We start from the raw sequence: 22,257 nt of genomic DNA, 5'->3' as shown, positions 1-22,257 counted from the left end.
TGATTAGTATGAATCATAAGGGTTACCTTTTTACGATTTAGATTTCAGTGATTTCACCCTCTATCTAAATCGGTAACCCTTCCCTTTTTTGAAGAGGGAATTGTCAGATCAGATCTGAACTAATGCAAGTAACACTCGGGATCGACTGTTTTTCAAGCTGAAAGGCTTTTGAGCACAATTTCAAATCGTCCAGCACATTGACGTACATCAACATTCATAACCTATCACTTGATTAGTATGGTTCTGGTAATCCTTCTGGCCATATTTTCAGAATTGACGGTGTTTCTGTCGAAAAAATAATCCTCCGCGAGTGATAGAGCCAGGGTTACCTCTTTTTTTGGAGACTTTCTATTCCTGGAAGTTTTCCAACCTGCTGTTTTCTATTTTCAGTTTCAACAAATAGAGACTCACCAACAGTTTTTCACCTTTGCCTGGGCAAAAATAGGAATATGAACGCCTGTGTAAACTGTTGCGAATAAAATATAACCTTAATGAGAGTATTATGCAGTCAATTTCTAAAGCTGGAAAAATCCTATGGACTGGATTTTGTATTAATCTGGCAATCGGCATCCTTTACGCCTGGAGCGTCTTTAAAAAATCCCTGGTTATCGACTACGGTTGGAGCAATGCTGATGCCACTTTGCCTTATACGGTAGCCATTGTCGTTTTTGCGGCAGCCCTGCTGGTTGCAGGTATATTGCAGGATAAAATGGGGCCCAGAAAAGTGTTGATTCTGGGCACCAGTTTAGTGGGAACCGGCATGATTTTATCCGGACTGGTTGCCAGCCCTGCTGCCCTGGTTTTAACCTTCGGGGTTGTGGTGGGAACGGGTATTGGTTTTGGCTATGCCTGCTTAAGCCCTGCCGCCATGAAGTGGTTTCACCCGTCCAGAAAAGGTTTTGTCAATGGCGTGATCACTGCCGGGTTTGGGCTGGGAGCGGTCTACCTTGCCCCGCTGACGTCCCAGCTAATTGATGCATTTGGTATTCAGAACAGTTTTATGATTCTGGGTGCTTCAGTGATTGTTATTGCAGTGCCTCTTGCCTGTACGATTAACAACCCACCGGCCGGTTATCAGCCGACAGCACCGAAAAAAGAAGAAGGTCAGGCGAGCGCAGAAAGCAATAAACCCAAAGATGTGATTTGGAAAGCGATGCTGAAAACCCCTCAGTTTTATTTTATGTGGGTGATGTTTGCTTTTGCCTCTTCTGCAGGCTTGATGGTCATTGGGAATATCACCAGCATTGCCCTGGCTCAGGCCAATATCAGTGAGTCCGCTTATCTGGTGGGAATCGTGGCGGTTTTTAACTGTCTTGGTCGAGTGGGCGGAGGCATTCTGTCTGATAAAATTGGCGGTGTCCGGACCTTGATGCTGGCCTTTGTCATGCAGGGCTGCAATATGTTGTTGTTTGCCAGCTATAGCACAGAAATGAGCCTTATTTTCGGTGCAGTGATGGCGGGTGTTGGCTATGGCATTCTGCTTTCCGTATTTCCTTCACTGACCGCAGAATTCTATGGTTTGAAAAACTATGGAACCAACTACGGTGTGCTTTACACCGCATGGGGAATCAGCGGGTTTATTGGTCCGGTCATCGCTGCGCTGGCCGTTGATACCAGTGGCAGTTACTCTCTTGCTTACAACGCATCTGCCGTCATGGTAGGGATTGCCCTGGTTCTGGCATTTTTGACCAGGCCTGTGGGTTCAACAGAAGCGGAGGCTGAACCAGAGGCTGCTCTGGCCAGTTAAAGTGCGTCAATTTAAACCGCGCCAAAGCCCCGAAGATAAATAGGCACTTTCCAGGTTGGCGCGGTTTAACGGCCTGTTATCGGCGAGTAAACAGGTGCTTGTTGTCAATCATTCGGGACATGTCTGTGAGAATAGCGCCCGCTTCTTTCAGGAAGGCATCCGGTTCCTTATCTTTCTTTTTCTGTTCAGAAGCCTTGTTGTTGATTTCCTCCAGCTCATCAAGATTATTCAACAGAGCTTCTCCACGGGATTTGCGAAGCCGGTTTTCAATGGCCAGTCTCTGGCTGCGCATGGTCTGCAGTTCAAGTTGGCGTTTTTCCTGGTTTAATGACACCTTCTTCTGGTTCTCATAGCGCTCCAGATAGTCCTTCATTTCATTGAGATAGACAAAGTCTGCATTGTTTCTGGTGCGCTCTCCATGCAGCTTCTGCAGCTGCGGGAAATAGGAACTCAGGTCGGTATAAGGCCTGAAGGGGACGGCCGGGATGTTGTCCCAGGGAAGTGCGTCAGGCAGTGTGTTCTCACCAATGTCCCTGCCATCGTAGAGGGAAGGGAAGGTGATGTCCGGTAGTACGCCCCGGTTCTGGGTACTTTGCCCGGATACCCTGTAAAATTTGGCCAGTGTCAGCTTCAGCTGGCCGTGATTGAGTGGCTGGATGCTTTGAACGGTGCCTTTTCCGTAACTCTGGCTACCAAGGATCATGGCCCGACCATAGTCCTGCATGGCACCGGCGAAGATTTCTGAGGCTGAGGCGCTAAGCCGGTCGACCATTACCACCATTGGCCCGTCGTAGAGCTGTTTTGGATCCGGGTCTTCCTGCTTTTCCGAGCGGCCCCGGCTATTACGAACCACCACGGTGGGACCTTTGTCGATAAACAGCCCGGTCAACTCATTGGCTTCCTGCAGAGAGCCGCCGCCGTTCCCCCTGAGGTCGATGATCAGTCCATCGATTTTTTCTTTCTTCAGGTTTTCCAGCAGTTTCCGGACGTCTCGGGTGGTGCTTTTATAATTGGGATCACCGGACTGGGCGGCCTTGAAGTCAATGTAGAACGTGGGCAGCTCAATCACCCCGATTTTGCTGGTTTTTTTGCTGCTGTTCCCTTTGACAGGAACCTCGATGATTTTGCTGGCCGCATCCTGCTCTTCCAGTTTGACCCGGTCCCGGACAATCTCGTAAATCCGGGTACTTCCATCTTTGCTGGAGCCTGGGATGATTTCCAGCCTGACCACGGTATGCTTGGCCCCGCGTATCAGTTTGACCACATCATCCAGTCGCATGCCCACCACATCTTCCAGTTTGCCTTTCTTACCCTGGGCCACACTGATGATCTTATCCCCGGGCTTGAGCTGGCCTGCTTTTTCCGCAGGGCCGCCAGCCACCACACTGACTACTTTGGTGTACTCATCTTCGGAAGACAGAACCGCACCAATGCCCTCCAGGGAGAGGCTCATGTTGATATCAAAATTTTCCGCGGTCTGGGGGGAGAAATACTGGGTATGAGGGTCGTAGATACCCGCAAAGGCATTAATATAAGTCTGGAAGGCATCTTCCCCCTTGCTCTGGTGCAGGCGCCTTAACAGGTTGGTGTTTCTACGGCGCAGCTGAGTGATGATTTCCTCATCGGTCTTGTTGTTGAGCTTCAGGGACAGCACGCTGTCTTTGTACTGCTTGACCCAGAGTTCCTGCTGAGCCTGCCTGTTTTTCAGCCAGGGCTCTTCCTTGCGCTCAATGATCAGCTCTTCGTCCTTAGTGAGGCTCAGGCCTTTGAGGCCAGCATCAAGCTGCTTGAGCATAAAGCGGGCACGCTCTTCTGCACGTTGGCGGTATCGGTTGAAGATGGCAAAGGCGGGGTTCAGGTCGCCACTTTTCAGGGAGTCGGACAGCTTTTCCCGGTAAGGGGCAAACTCTTTGATATCTTCCTGCAGGAAAAAACTCCGGTTGGGGTCCAGGCGGTCCAGGTAACGCTCAAATACCTTGTCAGCACTGCCCTGATCCAGAGGGAGCTTGCGATAGTGGTTGCGGGACAAAAGCTGGACAACGTTGACACTGGCTATGGCCTGCTGCAGGTTGGGGGTCAGGGATGGAACCGGCTTGCTGATGTCCTGGTCCACTGCGAAGGTCGGGCTGACCAGCAGAAGTTGCGACAACAGCAACAGTATAAAGAGCAGCACGAGTTGTTTGGCTGGCTGCAGTATCAATCTCATAGAGGATTAAGCTCCGTGTCATTTTGTCTGATGATGTGCGCCGTCATGGCCTTGTAGCAACCAGGCTGGTGGACGTTGTTGAATCACTCAGGTCAATTACTCAGGCTTTGCTGCAGCTTATCTCAATAGAAGATAGTACAGCATAATACAGTCTTTCTCTTAAGGCAGCCTGAATTACGGTATGTTGACTGTGATGCGGTTTGTTTTTATCGATCCGCGTTCCATTTCTATTCCAGCAAGCTTGCAGGGAAAAATCAATGGGTGAGAAGGCGCTTTGTATATTTGCCCAGAGTGGAAACAGAAGAAAAGGGAGTAAACCGGCAGAGAGTGATGGTTCGCTCTCTGCGCAGGGGGCCCGGTTTACGGGCGGGGCAGGCAATCAGAACTCAGTTGTATCCTAGGATAAAACAACCAGGGTCATCATTGATTGGGTGAGCAGGTAAGTCCGTTGAAGCCTTCAGCAGAGGCTTGAGTGGGTTTAATGCGTTGCGATAGCCCTGATAATCACTTTGTGGGCGGATGTGTGGGCGTCTCATGGGACGGCTCTTGTGCTGGGGTTTCATTTCCTTTCCTGCTGTGTGGGTTTTGCCTCTTGGCGCTATTTCAGATTAACAGTATTGACAAACGTCGTGGAGTCTGAATTTGTACGTATGGGCAACTTCATGACGGATTTATGTAACTGGCTGTGTCTTTGTGTAGCGGCTTGCTCTTTCGCTAAAAGCGCAGGGAGCAAGGGCTGCACAATGATTAAGATCCGCTGCTAACGCTGTGTAAATTGCCAGACCATGGCACTGCCATTGGGCGTGCTGGTGATCAGGTATTGACCGTCTTTGCTGAAAACCGGCTCTATGGACAGCTGCTCCTGTTGCTTATGTTGCTGGAAATCAATGATTTTTGGCTGTGGGTTTTTCTGGATGTCGGCCAGATCCCACAGGGTGAAAAATCCCGATTGATTGTAATTGTCAGTGCTTACCAGCAGTTGCTGATGGCCGGGCCTGAACTGCACCCTGTCAATGGGACCCTGATGGGGAATAAGGGCTATGCGTTTCAGAGCTCCTTTTCTGTTGAATGTCCAGACTTTTACTTTGCTGCCTGATGTGGTGATCATCAGGGTGTTGTCCGGGCTGAAGGTGACACTGCGGACCTTTTCGTCATGAGCCATTTCCTTTAAGGGAGCCAGTGGATTGCTGCCGGTTTCTGATGTACTCCAGAGGCGGGCTTTCTTGCTGGCTGATGCCGTCAGAACGCGGCTGCCATCCGGGCTGAATGCAGCCTGGTACACGATATCTTCATGGGGCATGACCAGAGGAATCGGAGTTGAACGAAGGTCATTGATTCGCCAGAGCTTGGCTGTCTTGTCCCGGGAGCTGGTTAAAATCATTGTCCCATCCGGGCTGAAACGGGCGCTGGTTATTTTATCGGCATGGTTCAGGCTGAACAGGAACTGCATTACCCTTGAGTCAGCCTCCTTGTTCACCGACCAGAGTCTGACACTGTTGTCATAGGTTACCGTCATTAAGAGGCGCCCATCAGGACTGAACAGGGCTTTCATCTCCCAGTTCTCTTTTCCATGCCGTTTGACTGCCATCAGGGTGGGGCTCCGGTTTTCATTGATGCGTTTAAGGTTCCAGAGCCGAATCACCGCTTCTCCCCGGTAGCTGGGGGACAGTGAGGCCATCAGGCTGGTGTCCGGGCTGAAGGAGGCGCTGATGATGCTGCCGTCCTGCTGAATGCCCAGGGTTTCCACGGGGCTGCCGAAGGTATCCAGGTTCCAGATTTTCAGGAAGCCCTGGCGGCTGCCGTAGCGGGGGTAAGAGGTTGTATTGACAAGGGTGCTGTCGTTGCTGAAAGAGGCACTTAACAGTGGACTGAAATCGCTGATAAACAGGTTGGCTCTTTTTTCCAGGGCGGTCCTGGACTGTTGAAAATCCCCCAGATCCGGAATGGTGATGGTGACTGGCCTGGCCTGTAGTGCTGGAGCGAACAGGGTCGTAGAAAAATAGATAAGAAAAGCCAGTAGCCACCGTTCCATGGTTCTCGTTCCTGGGGGTCGTCCTGAGTTATTGTGAGTGTTGTTTTGCGTCCGCTGCCGGATAACGGCTTACATCTTATATTACTCTGGCAACACTAAGAGGAAATTACAAATTTCAGGCATTTCCCAATGCGATGTTTCCTCTGCTTCGTTATTGAAATTAACTGAGCCGAGGGGATGCAGAGCTAAAGTGCATCAATGCCTGTCACTGTGATCTGAAGCATTGGGTCAACGGGGACTTCGAAGGAGACCGAATAACCGTCTTCGTATCATGGGGGTATACAATGACTTAAGGCCTAATCATTCTCTGATGATATTTTTTTGGGGTCGCGTTTCTATACATTGGAAAAACTTTGCTTGATTTGAATGGTACCTGTCCTCCTGTTTGAGGATGATGGTAAATCGTGTGTTCATGATTGTTTTGATCAGTCTCCTGAAAAGTTGAAATTACTGGCTTTAGCCGGTGGTTTTTGAGCTGGATGTCATGAGCGATTGGTCAAATTATTCAGGCTTGCTCTCTATCGGGAGCAGTTCAATCTTGCAATCATAGTGAGATTTGTATTATTTTACTGGATTCAGAAAAAAAACTGGCCAGAAAGAGTGTCCGTTTTTCTTTTTTCTGGGATTACAAAAGCAGTGAATTATTTTGATCTAGATTATAGATCGCTCCCTGGCAGCCTGTTAGACATAGATAACCGCAACGGGAAAGATGTCAGAGAGGTTGTAATAAAACCGTGTAGATGCCTCTAGAAAAGAATCGTTTTATTTGGGTCAATAATTACCAGGGAAAAAATAACGATGGCAATACAATCAAGATATATCGCACTAATGGTGCTATTACTGGCTCTGGCTGCACTTGCTCTTTGGTTTCTGATGGGGGATTCCCGGCCAAGATATGTGGCGGCCAGTCACGACGCCTATGCAACAACACCCGGTCAGCAAAAGGAATTGCAGGATGCTATTGATCGCAAGGATATGGATGCCATTCGCAAACACGGCTGGGAGCTCTGGGGTGCGATCACTCAGTTGACAGAACAAACTGCCCAGCCAGGTGCTAAAGAATGTGGCGTCAGTAGCAAGATTGCCGTGTTTGATACCTGGTACGGTGAAGAGGAAATATTCCGGACGCCCATCTTCTGTTCTGATGGAAAAGCCTGTGCTGAAGGACGAATTCCATCCCGTAACTGGCATACCCCCCGGCAGGCCGGTGGAGCGCAGATTCTTTCTTTTAATAAATATGATTCTGAATTTGTGGATTGGGTGAATCGCTATAAACTGTACGATCCAGACACTTTCACCCAATGGAATAAAACATTGACGGAGAACAATGTTCCTAACGCTCAGCGTTCAGTCAACTATTTTATTGATACACCGGCGGATACGGCCACTATGTTAAAACCGACTTACTGGGTTTTAAAACGTGATCAACCGCTGATGATTCCTTACTGGAAAGGGCCTCTTTCACCCGTTTCGTCTGATAACAGCACGACGCCCAGGCATCCCGTTGTTCAAACCTGGAAAAATTTTGTTCTTTATGACCCCACTGGCAAAGAAGATCCGAACCAGCCCAGGCCTGTGACGATTTATGGAATGAATGGCCCGGAAGTAAAAATGGTGGTTCCGGATAAAGTGGTCACTCTTGACGAGTTTTATTCAATTCCCTTGACTGAAGGGGATGTAGAATATATTCAGGGTGCGAATATATTCACCATAGGTGGTATCCAAACTTCCCAGATTGAGCCCTGTGATGTGGCCGTTCTTGTTGGAATGCATGTTTCCACGGCAGAAGTTAAAAACTGGGTCTGGCAAACGATGTACTGGAACCCGTTCCCTTCAGATAACAACCAACCCACTGTTACCGGGCCATTCAAGAATTTCGATATGGCCACTGCCTATTTCTTTAATGACGCAGCAGGACAGCCTCATATTGCCTATAACCCCTATCTGGAGCCGCCGATTACCGGTCCGACATTTATGAATCCTATGACCATGTATGGGGCAGACTCCAACTGCATGAGCTGCCATCATGCGGCGGCCTTCCCAACACTTAACAAAGAATCGAATCCGGCGGTGATGCTCCAGGGATCTTATTTTGCCAAGGGGCCGGTGACCGGTTCTGAACAGTGGTTTAACGACAGAATCAAAACAACGTTTATGTGGGGAATGTTGATGTCTGTGCAGGCAAAGACAGGCGTTGGCAAGGACAGTGAACCGGTTGGCCAGCAATAACTGACCAGCAGTATATGATCAACAGCACCGGACTGTAACCAAACAGCGAGGGAGACGCTATGTCAAATAAAGTGACTTTTTACCAGGATATTAAACCACTCTACACCCAGTACGACCGCATTATGATGATGTTTTATTGCGATCTCTGGGATTATGAACAGGTTAAGGCGAGAGCCAAAAGTCTGTATCTGTGTATACAGCCTGCCCAGCCGGGTGCTAATCCCGGAGGCTGGTCAAAGCTGCCCCAGGTGCATGTCATGCCAATTGGTACTGGCCCCTGGTCTCAGGACAAAATCGATCTGTTCGGCCAATGGCTGAATGATGGGTGTCTGGAAGGCACTCCACCGCCAGCACCTCCGGTGCCTGGACCACTGGTGCCCGGATTTATTGCGGTGTCGAAAGTTCTGACCGGTTTTCAAAGTCTGGATATTCTGGGCGATGTCGACTCTCTGGCCCAGATCTACATCGATCGGATCACTGCTTCACCCACCGGTGGTCAGCTGGAGAGTCTGTTGAACGATGCCAGCACGGCAGGGTATGACAAGATATTGAATGCTGATGATTCGGTGGCCGGAGCCTTCAGCCAGTACATCAAATTACTGAAAACCATTACGCTCGCCTGGTACACCGCCTCTGTGGATGGATCACCTAGTCTGCCTGATGATAATCAGTATATACAGGGCTTACAGTGGCGGGCAGCCCGAGCCCACCCAATGGGGTTTGCCAATGAAAATGTACCGTTTTACTGGCAATACAAACCCACGGATAAATACACCGGACTGATTCCGTGGAATCAGTCTCCAGATCAGTAACCCAGACTCTCTGTTATTAACTGATTGCTCTACCATCAAGCATGCAAGGGACGCAGACATGCCTACCACAGATTACGACGTTATCATCATTGGATCGGGTATTTCCGGGGCGCTGATCGCCAACCAGCTCGCCGGTAATGGTGCAAAAGTGCTGATTCTCGAAGCAGGAGAAACCACCCCCGATCATCAGGAAAACATTAACAATTTTTACGCGGCCTCCATCAAAACCCCTGGTGCTCCCTATCCACCCACAGCAGATGCCCCAAGGCCAGATGTGCCCCTTGAGTTTCCTGACCCGGCCGCATGGAAAAATCCGGATGCTTTTAAGTCCGACCCTCGCTATTACTATGTACAAACCGGACCGGATGCCTTTGGCAGTACTTACGAACGGCTCACCGGTGGCACCACCCAGCACTGGCTGGGCACTTCCATGAGGTTGTTACCAGAAGACTTTGAAACTCAAAGTCGCTTTGGTTTTGCAGATGACTGGCCGCTGACCTACGGTGAACTGGAGCCTTGGTATACTCTGGCCGAATATGAGATTGGCGTGGCAGGGGATGCCGCGGTGGATGATGCTTTAGGTGCGACGCACTCAAAGCCGTATCCGATGCCGGAAGTGCCCATCAGCTACTCTGACCAGGTGCTCAAGAAAAAACTTGATGGCAAAGTGATAGATGGCCAGACCATCTCGGTTGCCCCCACCCCTCAGGCCCGCAATACCGTTTTTTATGACAAGCGTCCAATATGTATGGGTAACACCAGCTGTGTCCCGGTCTGTCCCATCAAGGCTAAATACGATGCGAGTGTCCATCTCAATAAAGCACTGAATCAGAGTACCCCGGCGACACTGCAAACCCGCTCGGTGGTGCATCGAATTAATATCGACAACACCACCGGTGATGTTTCCAGTATCGGTTACAAAACCTGGGATGGTACTGAACACACGGTGAGCGGTCGATACTATGTGTTGGCTGCGAATGCCATTGAGACGGCCAAAATTCTGCTGATGTCACCCTGGAAAACGGACAGTAAAGGAAATGATGTTTCTGTGGCCAATACCAGTGGTCTGGTCGGCAAACGACTGATGGATCATATCTGTCTGGTGGCCTGGGGATTGTCGGATGAGCCGCTTCACCCTTATCGCGGACCGCTGTCTACCTCTGGAATTGGCAATTTCCGCCATGGAGCATTCCGTTCAGACTCAGCGGCCTTTCGGATTGAGATTGGCAATGAAGGATGGAACTGGCCTACTGGTGCACCAGACACTCTGGTACAGGATTATGTCAACACCCAGGCGCTGTTTGGCCATTCACTGCGGAGCTCCATGAAGGACAACAGCATCAATCAGATACGAATTGCTCTGGAGCTTGAAGCCACACCGCTGGAATCCAGTTACATAAAGCCTTCGTCGTATACCGATCATCTGGGGATTCCCCGGCCGGAATTGCATTACTGCATCAGTGATTCGACCGTGCCTGGTGGAGACTACACCCTGAAGGGTTATCAGCGGGCGGCCGAACTCTATCCGCAATTGTTCCAGGAAGCGGGCATTCAGGATCACACGAAGGTTAATACCACCCCGGGTACACCCGGTCTGTTTACCTATAACGACACTGCGTTTCAGTTTCGCGGTGCCGGCCATGTGATTGGTACTTACACCATGGGCACGAGTTCTGACAATTCGGTAGTCGACAAATATCAGCGAAGCTGGGATCACAAAAATCTGTTTTTAGTGGGTTCTGGTGTGTTCCCCACCACAGGGACGGCCAACCCTACCCTGACCATTGCGGCGCTGGCATTGTGGGCAGCAAAAACCATTACAGCGGATCTGAAATCAGCTTGATAACTGTGCCCAGATCAACTCGTACAAGGACATTGTTCATGGCTCTATTTGCAAAGTCAGGTTCCGGACATTTAATGAAGTCCATCGCAATCCAGACGCTCCTGGTGGTGTTTAATGTCGAAGCCAGTGAGGAGGAGCACCAACAAATCTGGCAAAACAGTCCCACCGTGTCTCTGCTTAACGGGCTTTACGACGGTCTGACTGCCGTGGCTGATATTCGCCGTCATGGTGATATCGGGCTGGGTACCTGGAATCGTCTGAATGGGGAGGGATTGATTATTGATGGTGTGTTTTATGCCGTGCACGCCGATGGCTCTGTGCATGTGATGCCGGATGATGCCACCATGCCCTGGGTGAGTATCACCCGGTTTAAGCCGGAACAGGAGATACCACTGGCCAAGGGGTTGTCACTCAGTAATATCTCCGCCGAAATCGATCCGCTTCTGCCCACCGTGAATACCTACTATGCCGTCAGAATGGAAGGTGAATTTGAGTGGGTAGAAACCCGCAGCTTGCCAGCTCAGAGCAAACCCTACCCTCCGTTTTGTGAAGTGGAAAAGACCGAGCCCAAATTCAGGTTTCAGCGGGTCCGGGGAACCATGGTGGGTTTCCGGTCACCGCCGTTTACCACCAATATGAGTGTTCCCAACTGGCATCTGCATTTTCTGACAGAGGATAAAAGCGGTGGTGGTCATGTACTGGCCTTTCGCCAGTTATCCGGTGTGATGAAAGTGGATCAGGTTAATGATGTCGATATCGAAATGCCGACCACCCAGGCTTATGACCAGGCCGACCTTAATAGCATTATTTCCTGTGATGAGGGTTGATTTATGACGGATGACTTACATAACTGGATGCGGGTCGGGATTGTCCAGTTCATGCTTTACCCTGAATGCATCAGTGGTGATGGCCCGATTGCAGAGACCACCGCCACTATTCTGGAGAATGGTTTTTTCGATGCGATTGAACTGGGACCTATTAACAATGCCACCGTTCGCCAGCAAACCATTGCCTTGTGTCGTCAGGCCCGGGTGGAGATTGCTTATGATGGACAGCCTCTGACATTGCTGCCTGGCCTTGACCTTGAGGCAGAAGAGCCCTCTGCCCGAAAAACAGCCATCGACGCTATGTTGCGTGGGATTGACGAAGCTGCCGAGATGGGTTCTGCCACCTGTGGGGTGATGAGCGGCAAGCTCTGGCCTGCAGGGCTGAATGTGGATGCTGCATTGCTGCGCCTGCAGGAGAGTCTGATAGAGCTATGCGCTTATGCGAACCAATACAACATACATCTGTGCCTGGAAAACTTTGACCAGCACCCATACTCCAAGAACTGCCTGGTTGGCCCCACACCCATGGCAGCTCAATTGGCCTGCGCAGTGAAGGCAGAAACCCCCAACTTTGGTCTTCTACCGGACTTGAGCCACACTCCGATAATGCCGGAAACACCGCGCTTTATGGTGGAACAGGCAGCCCCTCATATTGTCCGCACCCAGATTGGCAATGGTTCCAATAATCCCTATTCCCCCTACTATGGAGATGATCACCCTTACTTTGGTGCGGATCGAACCCAGGTGGGAATTCAACAGCTGACGGAGTTTCTGCAGGCACTGGTTGATGTCGGTTTTCTGAACCGGCAGCACAGGGGAATGGTCGGGTTTGAAGTGAAACCTAAGTCGGGGGAAAATCCTGAAACCATCATGGCTGGAAGTGTCCGTGCCCTGAAACAGGCGTGGGCTGATGTAAAACTGCCGCTCCATTGAGTGTTTTAGCCTGGCTGGCTCTTTCTGGTTCACAGGGGAGAGCGTTTTTTCGATAGTGTATGTAACTTATTCTGCGTCACTCAGGCCCTTAAGGTCCTGAGTTGTGCGGTTGCAGGTGGCACTGGCAGGACGATAGACGCCCTGTCAGCGGATAATGGTTAGAAAACGTTCAATTGGTCCAGTTGGTAAAAATGGGTCAGGGTTCTGGTCAGGGCATAGGCATCCTCGGTGCCCGCCAGTTCGCGGATGGAGTGCATGCCAAAGGTAGGCAGTCCCAGATCCAGAGTGCGAAGACCCAGGGCGCCGGAAGTCAGTGGGCCGATGGTGCTGCCGCAGCCCATATCCGTCCGGGTGACAAAGTGCTGAACCTTATTGCCGGTGGCTTCACAGAGCGAGCGGTAAATGGCTGAGGTTTCATCGGTGGTGGCGTAGCGCTGGTTGGCATTGACCTTGATAACAGCCCCCTGGTTCAGCCTGGGGACATGATTTTCATCATGTTTGTCGGCGTAGTTGGGGTGAATGCCGTGGGCATTGTCGGTGGAAATCAGCATGGAGGCGTTCATTGCCCGGGTCAGGGGCTCGCCAACACCGGTGATTCGTTCCAGTACGCTTTTCAGGAAGGGGCCCTGGGCGCCGGTGGTGGACAGGCTGCCCACTTCTTCGTGGTCGTTGCACACCAGCAGTGCGGTGGCATCTCCTCCCGGGTGATCCAGCAGAGCCTGAAGGCCAACATAGCAGCTAAGCAGGTTGTCCAGGCGGGCACTGGCGATAAAGTTGTCTCGCAGGCCGATGACGGCAGCGCTCTGGGTGTCATAAAAAGAGAGATCGTATTCCACTACCTGCTGGCAATCGGACTGTCCCTGCCGAATCAGCTCCTCCCGGAGCAGTTCCCGAAAATCGGCTTTTTCTTCCTCTTCCAGTTGAAAGAGGATCGGGGGAATATCGGTCTGGGGGTTCACGCTGCGGGATTTGTTGGCTTCACGATCCAGGTGGATGGCGAGGCTTGGAATGATCGCAACGGGGCGTTCGAAGTTGATCAGTTGGCTGTTGAGCTGGCCGTTGGCATCCGTGAATTGCACACGACCGGCGATGGAAAGGTCACGATCAAACCAGGGATTGAGCAGGACGCCTCCATAGACTTCAACACCCAGCTGGAAATAACTGTGCTTGTTCATCTCCGGCTGAGGCTTGACCTTCAGGCAGGGAGAGTCGGTATGGGCACCCACCATCCGGAAGCCGTTTTCAGGCTTACCCAGGGAAAAAGCAACAATGGAGGAACCGTTGCGGGTCACGTAATATCGACCACCCGCCTGCAGTGACCAGCTGTCGGACTCATTCAGAGCCTGAAAACCCGCTGCCTGAAGGCGGGAGACCATGCTGGATACGGCGTGATAAGGGGTGGGGGAGGCGTTCAGGTACTGGATCAGGTCCTGATTGAATCGTTCTTGGCTCATAAGGTTACCTTAAAATTCAGGCGCTTATTTTAATACGAACCACCGTGCGTTTTCATGACCGTTTACATAACATTGAGAGTTGATTGTTTGAATGAGAATCCTGTTGCTTTCTGCTTATGATGCCTTGAGTCACCAATACTGGCGCAAGGGACTGGTGGGGGCTTTTCCGGAGTATGACTGGACGGTATTGACCCTGCCTGCCCGTTATTTCAGCTGGCGTCTCCGGGGGAACAGTTTGAGCTGGGCTTTTGGGGAGAGAGAAATCCTCAAAAGGAAATACGACCTGCTGATCTGTACCTCTATGACCGATCTGTCGGCATTAAAAGGCATGGTGCCTGAGCTGGCCAAAGTGCCTTCCATCTGTTACTTCCATGAGAATCAATTTGCCTACCCGGCTTCCCAACATCAGCAAAAAAGTGTTGAGCCCCTGATTCTGAATTTATACACGGCGTTGGCTGCCGATCAGGTACTGTTCAATACCGGTTATAACCGGGAGACTTTCCTCAATGGCGCCCGGTCATTGTTGAAGAAACTGCCGGATTATGTCCCCGGTGATGTGGTGGATGTTATTCAGGAGAAATCTGCGGTGTTACCCGTCCCCTTGCCTGAGGAAGTGTTTCCTGAAGGACAACCGGCGCGGGGGAAGGTTCTGGAGGTTTTGTTCAATCACCGCTGGGAGTATGACAAGGCCCCTGATCGGATGTTTTCAGCCCTGAAGCACCTGAAAGACCGGAATGTCCCTTTTCTGTTGCACGTTGTGGGGCAGAAATTTCGCCAGATTCCTCCTGTGTTTAATGAGATCCGGGAACAGCTTGCCGGTCATATTGGTCAGTGGGGGTATATTGACTCTATAGAAGAATATCGTCGTCTGCTCCAGAGGGCGGATGTTGTGCTGTCAACCGCTATTCATGATTTTCAGGGGATTGCCATTCTGGAAGCCGTGGCTGCAGGTTGTCAGCCTCTGGTTCCTGACCGGCTGGCGTACCCGGAACTCTTTGCCAAGCGCTTTCGATACCCTTCCCATGAATCGGACCCTGCCCGTGAGGCGATAGCCATTGCTGATCGGCTGGAAGCATTGGCTATCGCCCGTGAGAACGGTGAGGCGTTAACTGCTCCTGATGTGCGAGGACTAAGCTGGAGGATTCTTCAGCCCTGTTACCGGCAGTGGATTGAGGATGTAGCAGCGAGGTAGAGGGTAGGTAAGAGACATGCAACCTGGTTCAGGTCAGGCTGCACCCTTCTTTCTTCAATCCGGCAGCTGGACATTGACTTCAAGGATGGAACAGCCATCCTGGGAGTCCAGCTTGATATCAATGCTCTCCTGCTGGACTTCAATGTATTTCTGCACAACCTCAAGAATATCCTGCTTCATGGCAGGGAGGAACTCACGGCCGCTGCGGTTGTTGCGCTCATGGGCCACGATGATCTGCAGGCGTTCCTTGGCAATAGCGGCGCTGTTGTCCGATTTCTGTGACCGGAAAAGCTGAAGAATGTTCATCCCATGCCTCCAAATACCCGTTGCAGGAATCCTTTTTTCGCCGGTTTGAGAAAACGGTGTGGCAGTTCCTGGCCCAGGTAACGGGCAACGACGTCGGCATAAGCCTGGCCCGCATCGCTTTCCTCATTACAAATGACCGGTACCCCCTGGTTCGAGGCTTTCAGAACCGAGGGGGATTCGGGGATGACCCCAATCAGGGGGATGGCCAGAATATCCTCGATATCGCTGATGTTGAGCATTTCACCCCGGGCAACCCGATCGGGATTGTAACGGGTAACCAGCAGGTGCTCCCTGACCGGGTCCTGGTTCTCAATGGCGCGACGGGATTTGCTCTGTAGGATGCCGAGAATCCGGTCAGAATCACGAACCGAGGAAACCTCCGGGTTGGTGGTGATGACGGCCTCATCGGCAAAATAAAGTGCCATCTGGGCGCCGTGCTCAATACCTGCAGGGGAGTCACAGATAATGTATTCGAAATCCTTGCTGAGCTGATTGAGCACCTGCTCAACCCCTTCATGGGTCAGTGCTTCCTTGTCCCGGGTCTGGGAAGCGGGCAGAATCGAGAGATTTTCAGCACGCTTGTCGCGAATTAGAGCCTGGTGGAGTTCCGCTTCCCCATTGATGACATTGACGAAGTCATAGACCACGCGCCTCTCACAGCCCATCAGCAAATCCAGGTTTCGCAACCCCACATCGAAATCGATCACAACCGTTCGGTGGCCAGCAAGTGCCAGGCCGGTTGCAAGGGAGGCACTGGTTGTGGTTTTACCGACGCCACCTTTTCCTGAGGTCACTACGATAATTCGAGCCAAGGTGAAATCCTGTGCTGGTTGGAGAGTACTACCCACTCGTTGTCGTTCAGTCAACGGGTCAGGTTCACCAGTATTTCCTAAAGTGGCCTTATGTGCAAGCTCTGCTGCTCAAGGACTATCCGGACTGGCTTTCCCCAGAGCGCCTGAAAGGAATCCGCCTCATTAGGCATTTTGTATTGACCATTAATGGAGATCAGTTCCGCTTCAAACTGTCGACAGAAAATGCGGGCCTGGTCATTGCCATTGACTCCGGCCAGGGCGCGCCCTCTTAAAGGGCCGTAGACGTGTATATGCCCGCCTGCCAGCAGTTCTGCCCCGGGGCTGACGGCACTGGTGATCACCAGGTCCCCTGAAGAGTAGATCTGCTGACCGGATCGCACTGGCTGGTCAATGATTCGGGTCTCACTTGCTGGTGGCTCTGACAGTTCGGTGCCAGCGGGTTGTGCAGAGGTATTTCCCGCCTGATTCATCAGAACAATATTGCTGCCTCTGTCTTTGCTTTCTTCACTGCTTTTATTTGCCTGCCTGGGAGCTGGCAGCCAGGCAATTCCAGCCATCAGTGCACTTTCCTTATGACGTTCAGAGCCGCCTCGAATGGCGATCAATATCATGCCGTACTGTTTCAGCAGAGAACGCAGAGAGGGGATATCAACCGGGGTCCCGGCCTCTTTCAATGTGTCCAGAGCTACCAGGGTCGGGGTCTGATCAAAGAAGCTGGGGGCTTTGCGGGTCAGGTTTTCCAGCTGGCGGGTCAGAAGTGTTGAATCTGCACAATGCAATTCCAGCGTGGTCAGTGTATAAATACCACCGGTTATTTTGAACGCTGAAGTGGAAGAGCCGGTTCGCAGCTGTGGATTCATAACATACCACCCTGTAGAGCAGTTGATACATTCAACTGCAGAGAATCAGATTGTAGCTTATGGGCTGACCTGAGCACAGGTCAACCCTGGAAGTGTTCATTCGCTGTTTTCCCGTCGTGTAATTCATGAGTAGAAATTGATTGTATGTCGCAAACAAACGTCAAAGGACAGGTGAGTAATGGGTTTCTCTGGAGCTACCTTCATCCGAAGTTCTGGCTGACCTGGCTGGGCATTGGTTTGACGATTCTTCCTACGTTGCTGCCTTATTCCTGGATACTGCAACTGGGTCGATGGCTGGGGCGGGGTTTTTACCGGTTTGCCGGTAGCCGGGTCCGGATTGCCCGGGTAAATCTGGAAAAATGTTTCCCGCAGATGGCGGCTGCTGAACGGGAGCAACTGCTGAAAGCCAATTTTGAGTCGGTGGGGATTGGAGTGATGGAAGTGGCCATGGCCTGGTGGTGGCCGGTAAGCCGTCTGGAAAAAAAGGTCCGGTTTCAGGGGCTGGAACAGCTGCAGCAGGAACAGGGTACCATCCTGATGATTCTGCACTTTACCACCATAGAGCTGGCCGGAAGGATGATCACCCTGCGCCACAGTATTGATGCCACTTACCGGGAGCATGCCAATCCGGTGTTTGAATACATGCAGCGCCGACTTCGTCAGCGTTTCGACCCATCGGGAAAACTGCTGGGGCGGCTGGATGTCCGTGGCATGCTTCGTTCATTAAGAGCAGGGCGTACCGTTTGGTATTCACCGGATCAGGATTACGGGATCAACCAGAGTGTGTTTGCTTCCTTTTTCGGGGTTCAGGCCGCGACGGTGACCGGCACCTCAAGGTTTGCCCGGATGGGAAAGGCAAAAGTGGTTCCCATGATTGTGACACGACTGCCGGGCTCCGAGGGTTATGAACTCAGGCTGCACGATGCTTTAGAGAACTTTCCTACCGGTAATGATCAGGAGGATGCCCAGCGGATCAATGATTTTATCGAAGCGCGGATCAGCGAACACCCGGAGCAATATATGTGGCTGCACCGGCGGTTTAAAACCCGGCCGGAGGGAGAGGAAGGGTTTTATCACTAACCGCTTTACCCTCCAATGAGCACTGCTATTACGGCGGTGATAATGCTGATTGCCTGATAGTTCGTTTTAGCCGCTGCTGACAACTGAGTTACAGCAGTCGTCTTTTCAGATAGAGACTGTTTTTCAGGGGGTTCCTCCGGTGTAAAGCCGTGGACCTGTATGGTAATTCCGGAGAAGGTGTTGTTACCGTCTGAGATCAGTCTGGCGGTCAGGTGGCCAGCGGGAACCGTGGTACTCATATGAACGATTCCTGTCAGCTTCTGCTCAGGTAAGCCCCGTTGCAGGGAATACAGGTATAAGTAATCTTTGCCGGTTTCCAGTTCGCCCCTGACCGTCACCTTCATCATGGGTTCCTCGGAATGGATGCCAAGGGGCGGGGAAGTGCGATCCTCGTGATTGCCATAGGTGCCGGACTGCCACAGGATTTCATTGTTATCGGCAGACCTATGAAATTGTGGCAGTGAGGCTGATTCGACCTCTCCAGGGTATGCTGGCTCAATTCGTGTAAAGAACCGGCTATTGCTGTCAGCGTCAGGTTTCACAGTAATACGATCTCCCTGCACGATAAACTCATCATCCAGGTGACCGCTGATTCTTCTGACCGGGAGGTGCTCGCTGTCCAGAATCAACAGGAAACTGGCCATTGCCCTGGTTTCTCCCGTTGTCACCACTTTTAATGCCGGGGCACCGGGAATTTCCAGAGTTTGTGGTGAAGAAAGAAAGGGCTGGCTTTGCTCCCAGGCCGATACAGAAACAGTAAAGTGCCGGGTCAGCCCTTTGTTGTCGTCGTTGGGGTTGGGCAGATAAATCACCTGGTTTCCCTGAATGCCGTTGTAGACAGCGGTGTTACCTTCTTCGGGAACCAAAAGCTCCCCTGGTTCCAGAGTCAGGAACAATCCGGTGTCTTTCACTTCCAGCTGTTGTACGGTTAGCTCAGCCGCGTTGTACAGGGTTAAATAAAGAGGTTTGTCCTGCCTGTTATCCTGAACGTCTTCCGGGAAACGAATCAATCCGTTGTCGTCAGACTTTTGTGGGCGGACAGTGACGGTTATTTCACCGGATTCTCCTTTGGCGTCTGTCTTCAGTCGGGCAAGCAGACGATTCACGGGTAAAATAAGGCACTCATTGATGAAGCCGGGGCCTTGCATACGACGCAGTGGCTGTTCAGGGTACTCTGGATCAATAAGATCCAGCGTATCCCCTGCATCCGTCAAGGTTCCAGTGACGGAACATTTTATGAACGATGCGCTGGCAGCGACCAGTTCCGGAGATGTTCTTTGTTCGTTATTGCCGTAAGGCCCGGAATTCCAGGCTGTTTTTTCCGCTTCGTTGAGAAAATAGCCATGAGTATGTTGATCGATACTGCTGTCGGGCAAGACCGAGATCATCAAAAAGGAGAGTGTATCCGGTGAGTGTTTGGTTAGCCGGGCTGTAACCTGGCTCCCATGCACATGAAAATCTTCTTTGGTTTTACCCAGGTAGCGCCGGGTTTCAAACCCCGTGCTGTCAAAAATGGAAAGCGTGTCGCCAGATTCCAGCTCCTGTCCATAGACGGAAACTTTAAGAGACTCTGCTTCAGGTACATGCAATTCAGGGGATAGCAGGGTTTCTCCTGAGGCCTTGGACAGAGCAAGCCATGTCTGGGCAGGTGTTTCAGCGTCAAGGTTATCGGTTATCTCAATGTTCAGGTATCGTTTCGTTTTCTCGTGATGATGGCGGTGCAGCCAGCTCTGTATATAATCTTCCCCTTCATGCTCCCTCCTGGTGGGAGTCTTCCCTGAAGCCAGGCTGGCCTGAAGGGAGTCACCGGGCATGACAAACTCCTGGCGAATGCGTCCTGTCATTGTTGGTAGATTTCTTCCCTTGTGGTCTTTAAGGGTAATCTGGTCCGCATCCGTCAGCTCTCCATGAACGGTGACTCGCAATGAGTGGGCTCCGGGAATGGACAGGGTCGGCGACAGGCGGGTTTGATCGTCGCCAAAGTGACCGGAATTCCAGGTCACTTTTGACGCTTCCTCTTTCAGTAAGGTGCCTTTTGCACCGGGGGATTCTGTAAGGGGAGAGATCGAAACACGAATTCCGGTTTCCGTAGCTGACGCCTTCAGAAACTGGCCATCATTGAATGCCCATTGAAAGCGGTCATCTGGCAGGTATCTGGCAAAAATGCGGTCACCTTCCACCAGGAAGGTTTCGTCCAGTTTGCCACTCAACTGCATGAGTTGGGATGAAGTGGAGTCATACAGAATCAGTGCATCCTTTTTTGAAGGGGTGTGACCACTGATATGAACCTTCAGACCCTTTGCGTCAGATACCGATAGTGTCGGAGAGTCCATGGGTTCTCTTGTCTGTGCCGGCATATACCAGGTGCTGATGTTGTCGTGTTCACAATCATCACAGGGTTGGACAGTGACTGTATTTTTCTGGAAAGGATGGTCAGGAGGCGTTTCACTGTTTTCAGTAGTGAGTTTTACAAAGATACGGTTATCCGATACGACCAGCCACTTATTCACTTCTCCTTTGAAGGTTTGTATTTCATTGCTCTGGCCGTCAAGGATCATAACGGTATCCTCTTGCTGCAATGAGGTTTTGATATGAACCAGCAAATGGCTGGCCTGATCAATGCTCATCTGGGGAGAGGTTCTCATTTCATTACTGCTGTAAAGGCCCATATCCCATTTTACGACTGGGTGTTTGCCGGAGAAGTCAGTTTCGAGAGAGCCCGGGTGTCTGATTTGGTGTCGCTTTTCCCGAGAGTTGTCTGCCGTTGCATCGGAAACCTGTATATGAAGATTCTCAGCAGTAAGTCCTTCCTCCCACTCCAGTTTTGCTGTGAGGTGATTGGCTGGCAGGTAAAGCGTTTTATCCAGTTTTCCGCTAAACCTTCTCAGCTCGTAACCAGATTCATCATACAGTGAAAGAAATCCGCGGTTTTTTTCAAGGTTTCCCTGGATCTCAATTTTCAGGGTATTGGATTCCGGAATATAAAAAGTCTGTGATCGAGTGTTATTTTTGTGGAGATTTGGGTATCGGTCAGGAGTGATCTTTGGCCGCCATTGGAGGGTCTGCTCGGTGATAAAGGGTTTCAGCGACCAGACATTGGTAAATATCCCAGGGTAGAGGGCGTTCCCGCAAGCTTTGTCTGGATTGTCCCCTGTAAAACTGAAACTGGTGATGCCAATCTGGGTAATAGAGCCGTCAGGGTTATGTAGAAAAAGAGGGCCTCCACTGTCACCCTCGCAAGTTGAAGTACCGTCCTGGTAAGCACCGGCACAGATCATTTTGTCTGTCAGTTCTGGTGCCCCTTTAACCGGAGACCGGCATACGTCAAGGGGACGGAGCGGCAGGACGATGTGTAGCAGTTGGCTCGATGGGAGAGTTTTATCCGGTTGGGTTGCTCCCCAGCCGATTGCATGGGCGTGTATGTTCGTCGCTGGCTGGGAGTCTGGCAAGTTGACAGGAGTTACACCTTGCACAGGGTGAGACAGCCTCAATAAAGCGAGATCATATTCGTGGTTGCCCTTTCCCTGGTATCCCGGGTGAATAATCGTTTTTTCAATCCGTGGAGTGGGGGAAATCATTGAGTCAGGTGCTTTTTCAATACTCACTTGAATAATCGAATCGTATTTGTTTTTTGGGTAAACACAGTGAGCTGCGGTCATGAGAAATTGTGGGGATATCAGAGTTGCTCCACACTGAGAGGATCCAAAGTCACTCCGGGTTTCTATAAAAAACATCCATGGATAAGTTGCGTGCTCTACTTCTTGACCGCCAACGACCCTTCGAACCCGGTCTGACCGTGCCTGTGCCTGGTCAGCAGTGCTGATCAATGTGATGAGAGATAAAAGAATCCCTGCCAACTTGCGTCGATTTTTTATGGTCTGGTTGCTCGCGGTCATAAGGTGTTGTGTTTATTTACAATCAATT

15 protein-coding genes are annotated in these 22,257 nt (G+C 51.1%); 8 read left to right on the top strand and 7 right to left on the bottom strand.

Features of this window, described 5'->3' with window-relative positions:
* The first annotated feature begins 502 nt into the window (after positions 1–502).
* Positions 503–1,747: an L-lactate MFS transporter gene (locus ACNRUY_RS06395; RefSeq protein ID WP_488110810.1), complete on the top strand. Its 1,245-nt coding sequence runs from the start codon at positions 503–505 to the stop codon at positions 1,745–1,747.
* Between the two features lie 76 nt (positions 1,748–1,823).
* On the opposite strand, the gene ACNRUY_RS06390 is transcribed toward ACNRUY_RS06395, so the two are convergent.
* Complete coding sequence (locus tag ACNRUY_RS06390) at positions 1,824–3,953, bottom strand: carboxy terminal-processing peptidase (RefSeq protein ID WP_488110809.1); 2,130 nt, start codon at positions 3,951–3,953, stop codon at positions 1,824–1,826.
* Positions 3,954–4,713: 760 nt separating this feature from the next.
* A complete protein-coding gene (locus tag ACNRUY_RS06385; RefSeq protein ID WP_488110808.1) occupies positions 4,714–5,985 on the bottom strand; it encodes a WD40 repeat domain-containing protein in 1,272 nt (423 codons plus the stop codon).
* Between the two features lie 798 nt (positions 5,986–6,783).
* Between ACNRUY_RS06385 and ACNRUY_RS06380 the strand changes: the two genes are divergently transcribed.
* Genes ACNRUY_RS06380 through ACNRUY_RS06360 form a run of 5 tightly spaced genes read left to right on the top strand, consistent with a single transcriptional unit; the run spans position 6,784 to position 12,629 of the window.
* Positions 6,784–8,214 (top strand): hypothetical protein, encoded by a 1,431-nt coding sequence (locus ACNRUY_RS06380; protein WP_488110807.1) that lies wholly within the window; start codon positions 6,784–6,786, stop codon positions 8,212–8,214.
* 59 nt (positions 8,215–8,273) lie between these two features.
* Entirely contained in the window at positions 8,274–9,026 is a 753-nt protein-coding gene (locus tag ACNRUY_RS06375) for a hypothetical protein (RefSeq protein ID WP_488110806.1), read from the top strand.
* Positions 9,027–9,084: 58 nt separating this feature from the next.
* The gene (locus ACNRUY_RS06370; protein ID WP_488110805.1) at positions 9,085–10,869 is read left to right on the top strand and encodes a GMC family oxidoreductase; all 1,785 of its coding nucleotides are present in this window, start codon (positions 9,085–9,087) and stop codon (positions 10,867–10,869) included.
* A 38-nt stretch (positions 10,870–10,907) separates the two neighbouring features.
* The gene (budA, locus tag ACNRUY_RS06365; protein ID WP_488110804.1) at positions 10,908–11,696 is read left to right on the top strand and encodes an acetolactate decarboxylase; all 789 of its coding nucleotides are present in this window, start codon (positions 10,908–10,910) and stop codon (positions 11,694–11,696) included.
* A gap of 3 nt (positions 11,697–11,699) precedes the next feature.
* Complete coding sequence (locus tag ACNRUY_RS06360; RefSeq protein ID WP_488110803.1) at positions 11,700–12,629, top strand: sugar phosphate isomerase/epimerase family protein; 930 nt, start codon at positions 11,700–11,702, stop codon at positions 12,627–12,629.
* A gap of 158 nt (positions 12,630–12,787) precedes the next feature.
* Here ACNRUY_RS06360 and ACNRUY_RS06355 read toward each other — a convergent pair whose 3' ends face one another.
* On the bottom strand, positions 12,788–14,083 hold the full coding sequence (locus tag ACNRUY_RS06355; protein ID WP_488110802.1) for a M18 family aminopeptidase: 1,296 nt from the start codon (positions 14,081–14,083) through the stop codon (positions 12,788–12,790).
* A gap of 91 nt (positions 14,084–14,174) precedes the next feature.
* On the opposite strand from ACNRUY_RS06355, the gene ACNRUY_RS06350 reads away from it, so the two are divergent.
* Complete coding sequence (locus tag ACNRUY_RS06350; protein ID WP_488110801.1) at positions 14,175–15,275, top strand: tRNA-queuosine alpha-mannosyltransferase domain-containing protein; 1,101 nt, start codon at positions 14,175–14,177, stop codon at positions 15,273–15,275.
* 54 nt (positions 15,276–15,329) lie between these two features.
* Here the strand turns inward: ACNRUY_RS06350 and minE are convergent, their stop codons facing one another.
* From minE to minC, 3 genes are all read right to left on the bottom strand, one after another.
* Positions 15,330–15,581 (bottom strand): cell division topological specificity factor MinE, encoded by a 252-nt coding sequence (gene minE / locus ACNRUY_RS06345; RefSeq protein WP_488110800.1) that lies wholly within the window; start codon positions 15,579–15,581, stop codon positions 15,330–15,332.
* The gene (gene minD / locus ACNRUY_RS06340) at positions 15,578–16,393 is read right to left on the bottom strand and encodes a septum site-determining protein MinD (protein ID WP_488110799.1); all 816 of its coding nucleotides are present in this window, start codon (positions 16,391–16,393) and stop codon (positions 15,578–15,580) included. The genes minE and minD overlap by 4 nt, the downstream gene beginning before the upstream one ends.
* Before the next feature lie 77 nt (positions 16,394–16,470).
* Positions 16,471–17,253 carry a septum site-determining protein MinC gene (gene minC / locus ACNRUY_RS06335; RefSeq protein WP_488110798.1) on the bottom strand — a complete coding sequence of 261 codons (783 nt, stop codon included), beginning with the start codon at positions 17,251–17,253 and terminating at the stop codon, positions 16,471–16,473.
* 144 nt (positions 17,254–17,397) lie between these two features.
* Between minC and lpxL the strand changes: the two genes are divergently transcribed.
* Positions 17,398–18,333, top strand: a complete 936-nt coding sequence (gene lpxL / locus ACNRUY_RS06330) for an LpxL/LpxP family Kdo(2)-lipid IV(A) lauroyl/palmitoleoyl acyltransferase (RefSeq protein ID WP_488110797.1) — start codon at positions 17,398–17,400, stop codon at positions 18,331–18,333.
* Between the two features lie 5 nt (positions 18,334–18,338).
* On the opposite strand, the gene ACNRUY_RS06325 is transcribed toward lpxL, so the two are convergent.
* Positions 18,339–22,229 (bottom strand): S1 family serine peptidase, encoded by a 3,891-nt coding sequence (locus ACNRUY_RS06325; RefSeq protein ID WP_488110796.1) that lies wholly within the window; start codon positions 22,227–22,229, stop codon positions 18,339–18,341.
* Positions 22,230–22,257: the final 28 nt, after the last annotated feature.

This window comes from Endozoicomonas sp. Z74 (assembly GCF_057680865.1).
The sequence above is the reverse complement of the archived record's forward strand: the minus strand, read 5'-3'. Positions and strand labels throughout refer to the sequence as shown.

Coding starts and splice junctions, on each gene's coding strand:
- ACNRUY_RS06395 (WP_488110810.1), top strand. CDS start 503: ATGCAGTCAATTTCTAAAGCTGGAAAAATCCTATGGACTGGATTTTGT.
- ACNRUY_RS06390 (WP_488110809.1), bottom strand. CDS start 3,953: ATGAGATTGATACTGCAGCCAGCCAAACAACTCGTGCTGCTCTTTATA.
- ACNRUY_RS06385 (WP_488110808.1), bottom strand. CDS start 5,985: ATGGAACGGTGGCTACTGGCTTTTCTTATCTATTTTTCTACGACCCTG.
- ACNRUY_RS06380 (WP_488110807.1), top strand. CDS start 6,784: ATGGCAATACAATCAAGATATATCGCACTAATGGTGCTATTACTGGCT.
- ACNRUY_RS06375 (WP_488110806.1), top strand. CDS start 8,274: ATGTCAAATAAAGTGACTTTTTACCAGGATATTAAACCACTCTACACC.
- ACNRUY_RS06370 (WP_488110805.1), top strand. CDS start 9,085: ATGCCTACCACAGATTACGACGTTATCATCATTGGATCGGGTATTTCC.
- budA (WP_488110804.1), top strand. CDS start 10,908: ATGGCTCTATTTGCAAAGTCAGGTTCCGGACATTTAATGAAGTCCATC.
- ACNRUY_RS06360 (WP_488110803.1), top strand. CDS start 11,700: ATGACGGATGACTTACATAACTGGATGCGGGTCGGGATTGTCCAGTTC.
- ACNRUY_RS06355 (WP_488110802.1), bottom strand. CDS start 14,083: ATGAGCCAAGAACGATTCAATCAGGACCTGATCCAGTACCTGAACGCC.
- ACNRUY_RS06350 (WP_488110801.1), top strand. CDS start 14,175: ATGAGAATCCTGTTGCTTTCTGCTTATGATGCCTTGAGTCACCAATAC.
- minE (WP_488110800.1), bottom strand. CDS start 15,581: ATGAACATTCTTCAGCTTTTCCGGTCACAGAAATCGGACAACAGCGCC.
- minC (WP_488110798.1), bottom strand. CDS start 17,253: ATGAATCCACAGCTGCGAACCGGCTCTTCCACTTCAGCGTTCAAAATA.
- lpxL (WP_488110797.1), top strand. CDS start 17,398: ATGTCGCAAACAAACGTCAAAGGACAGGTGAGTAATGGGTTTCTCTGG.
- ACNRUY_RS06325 (WP_488110796.1), bottom strand. CDS start 22,229: ATGACCGCGAGCAACCAGACCATAAAAAATCGACGCAAGTTGGCAGGG.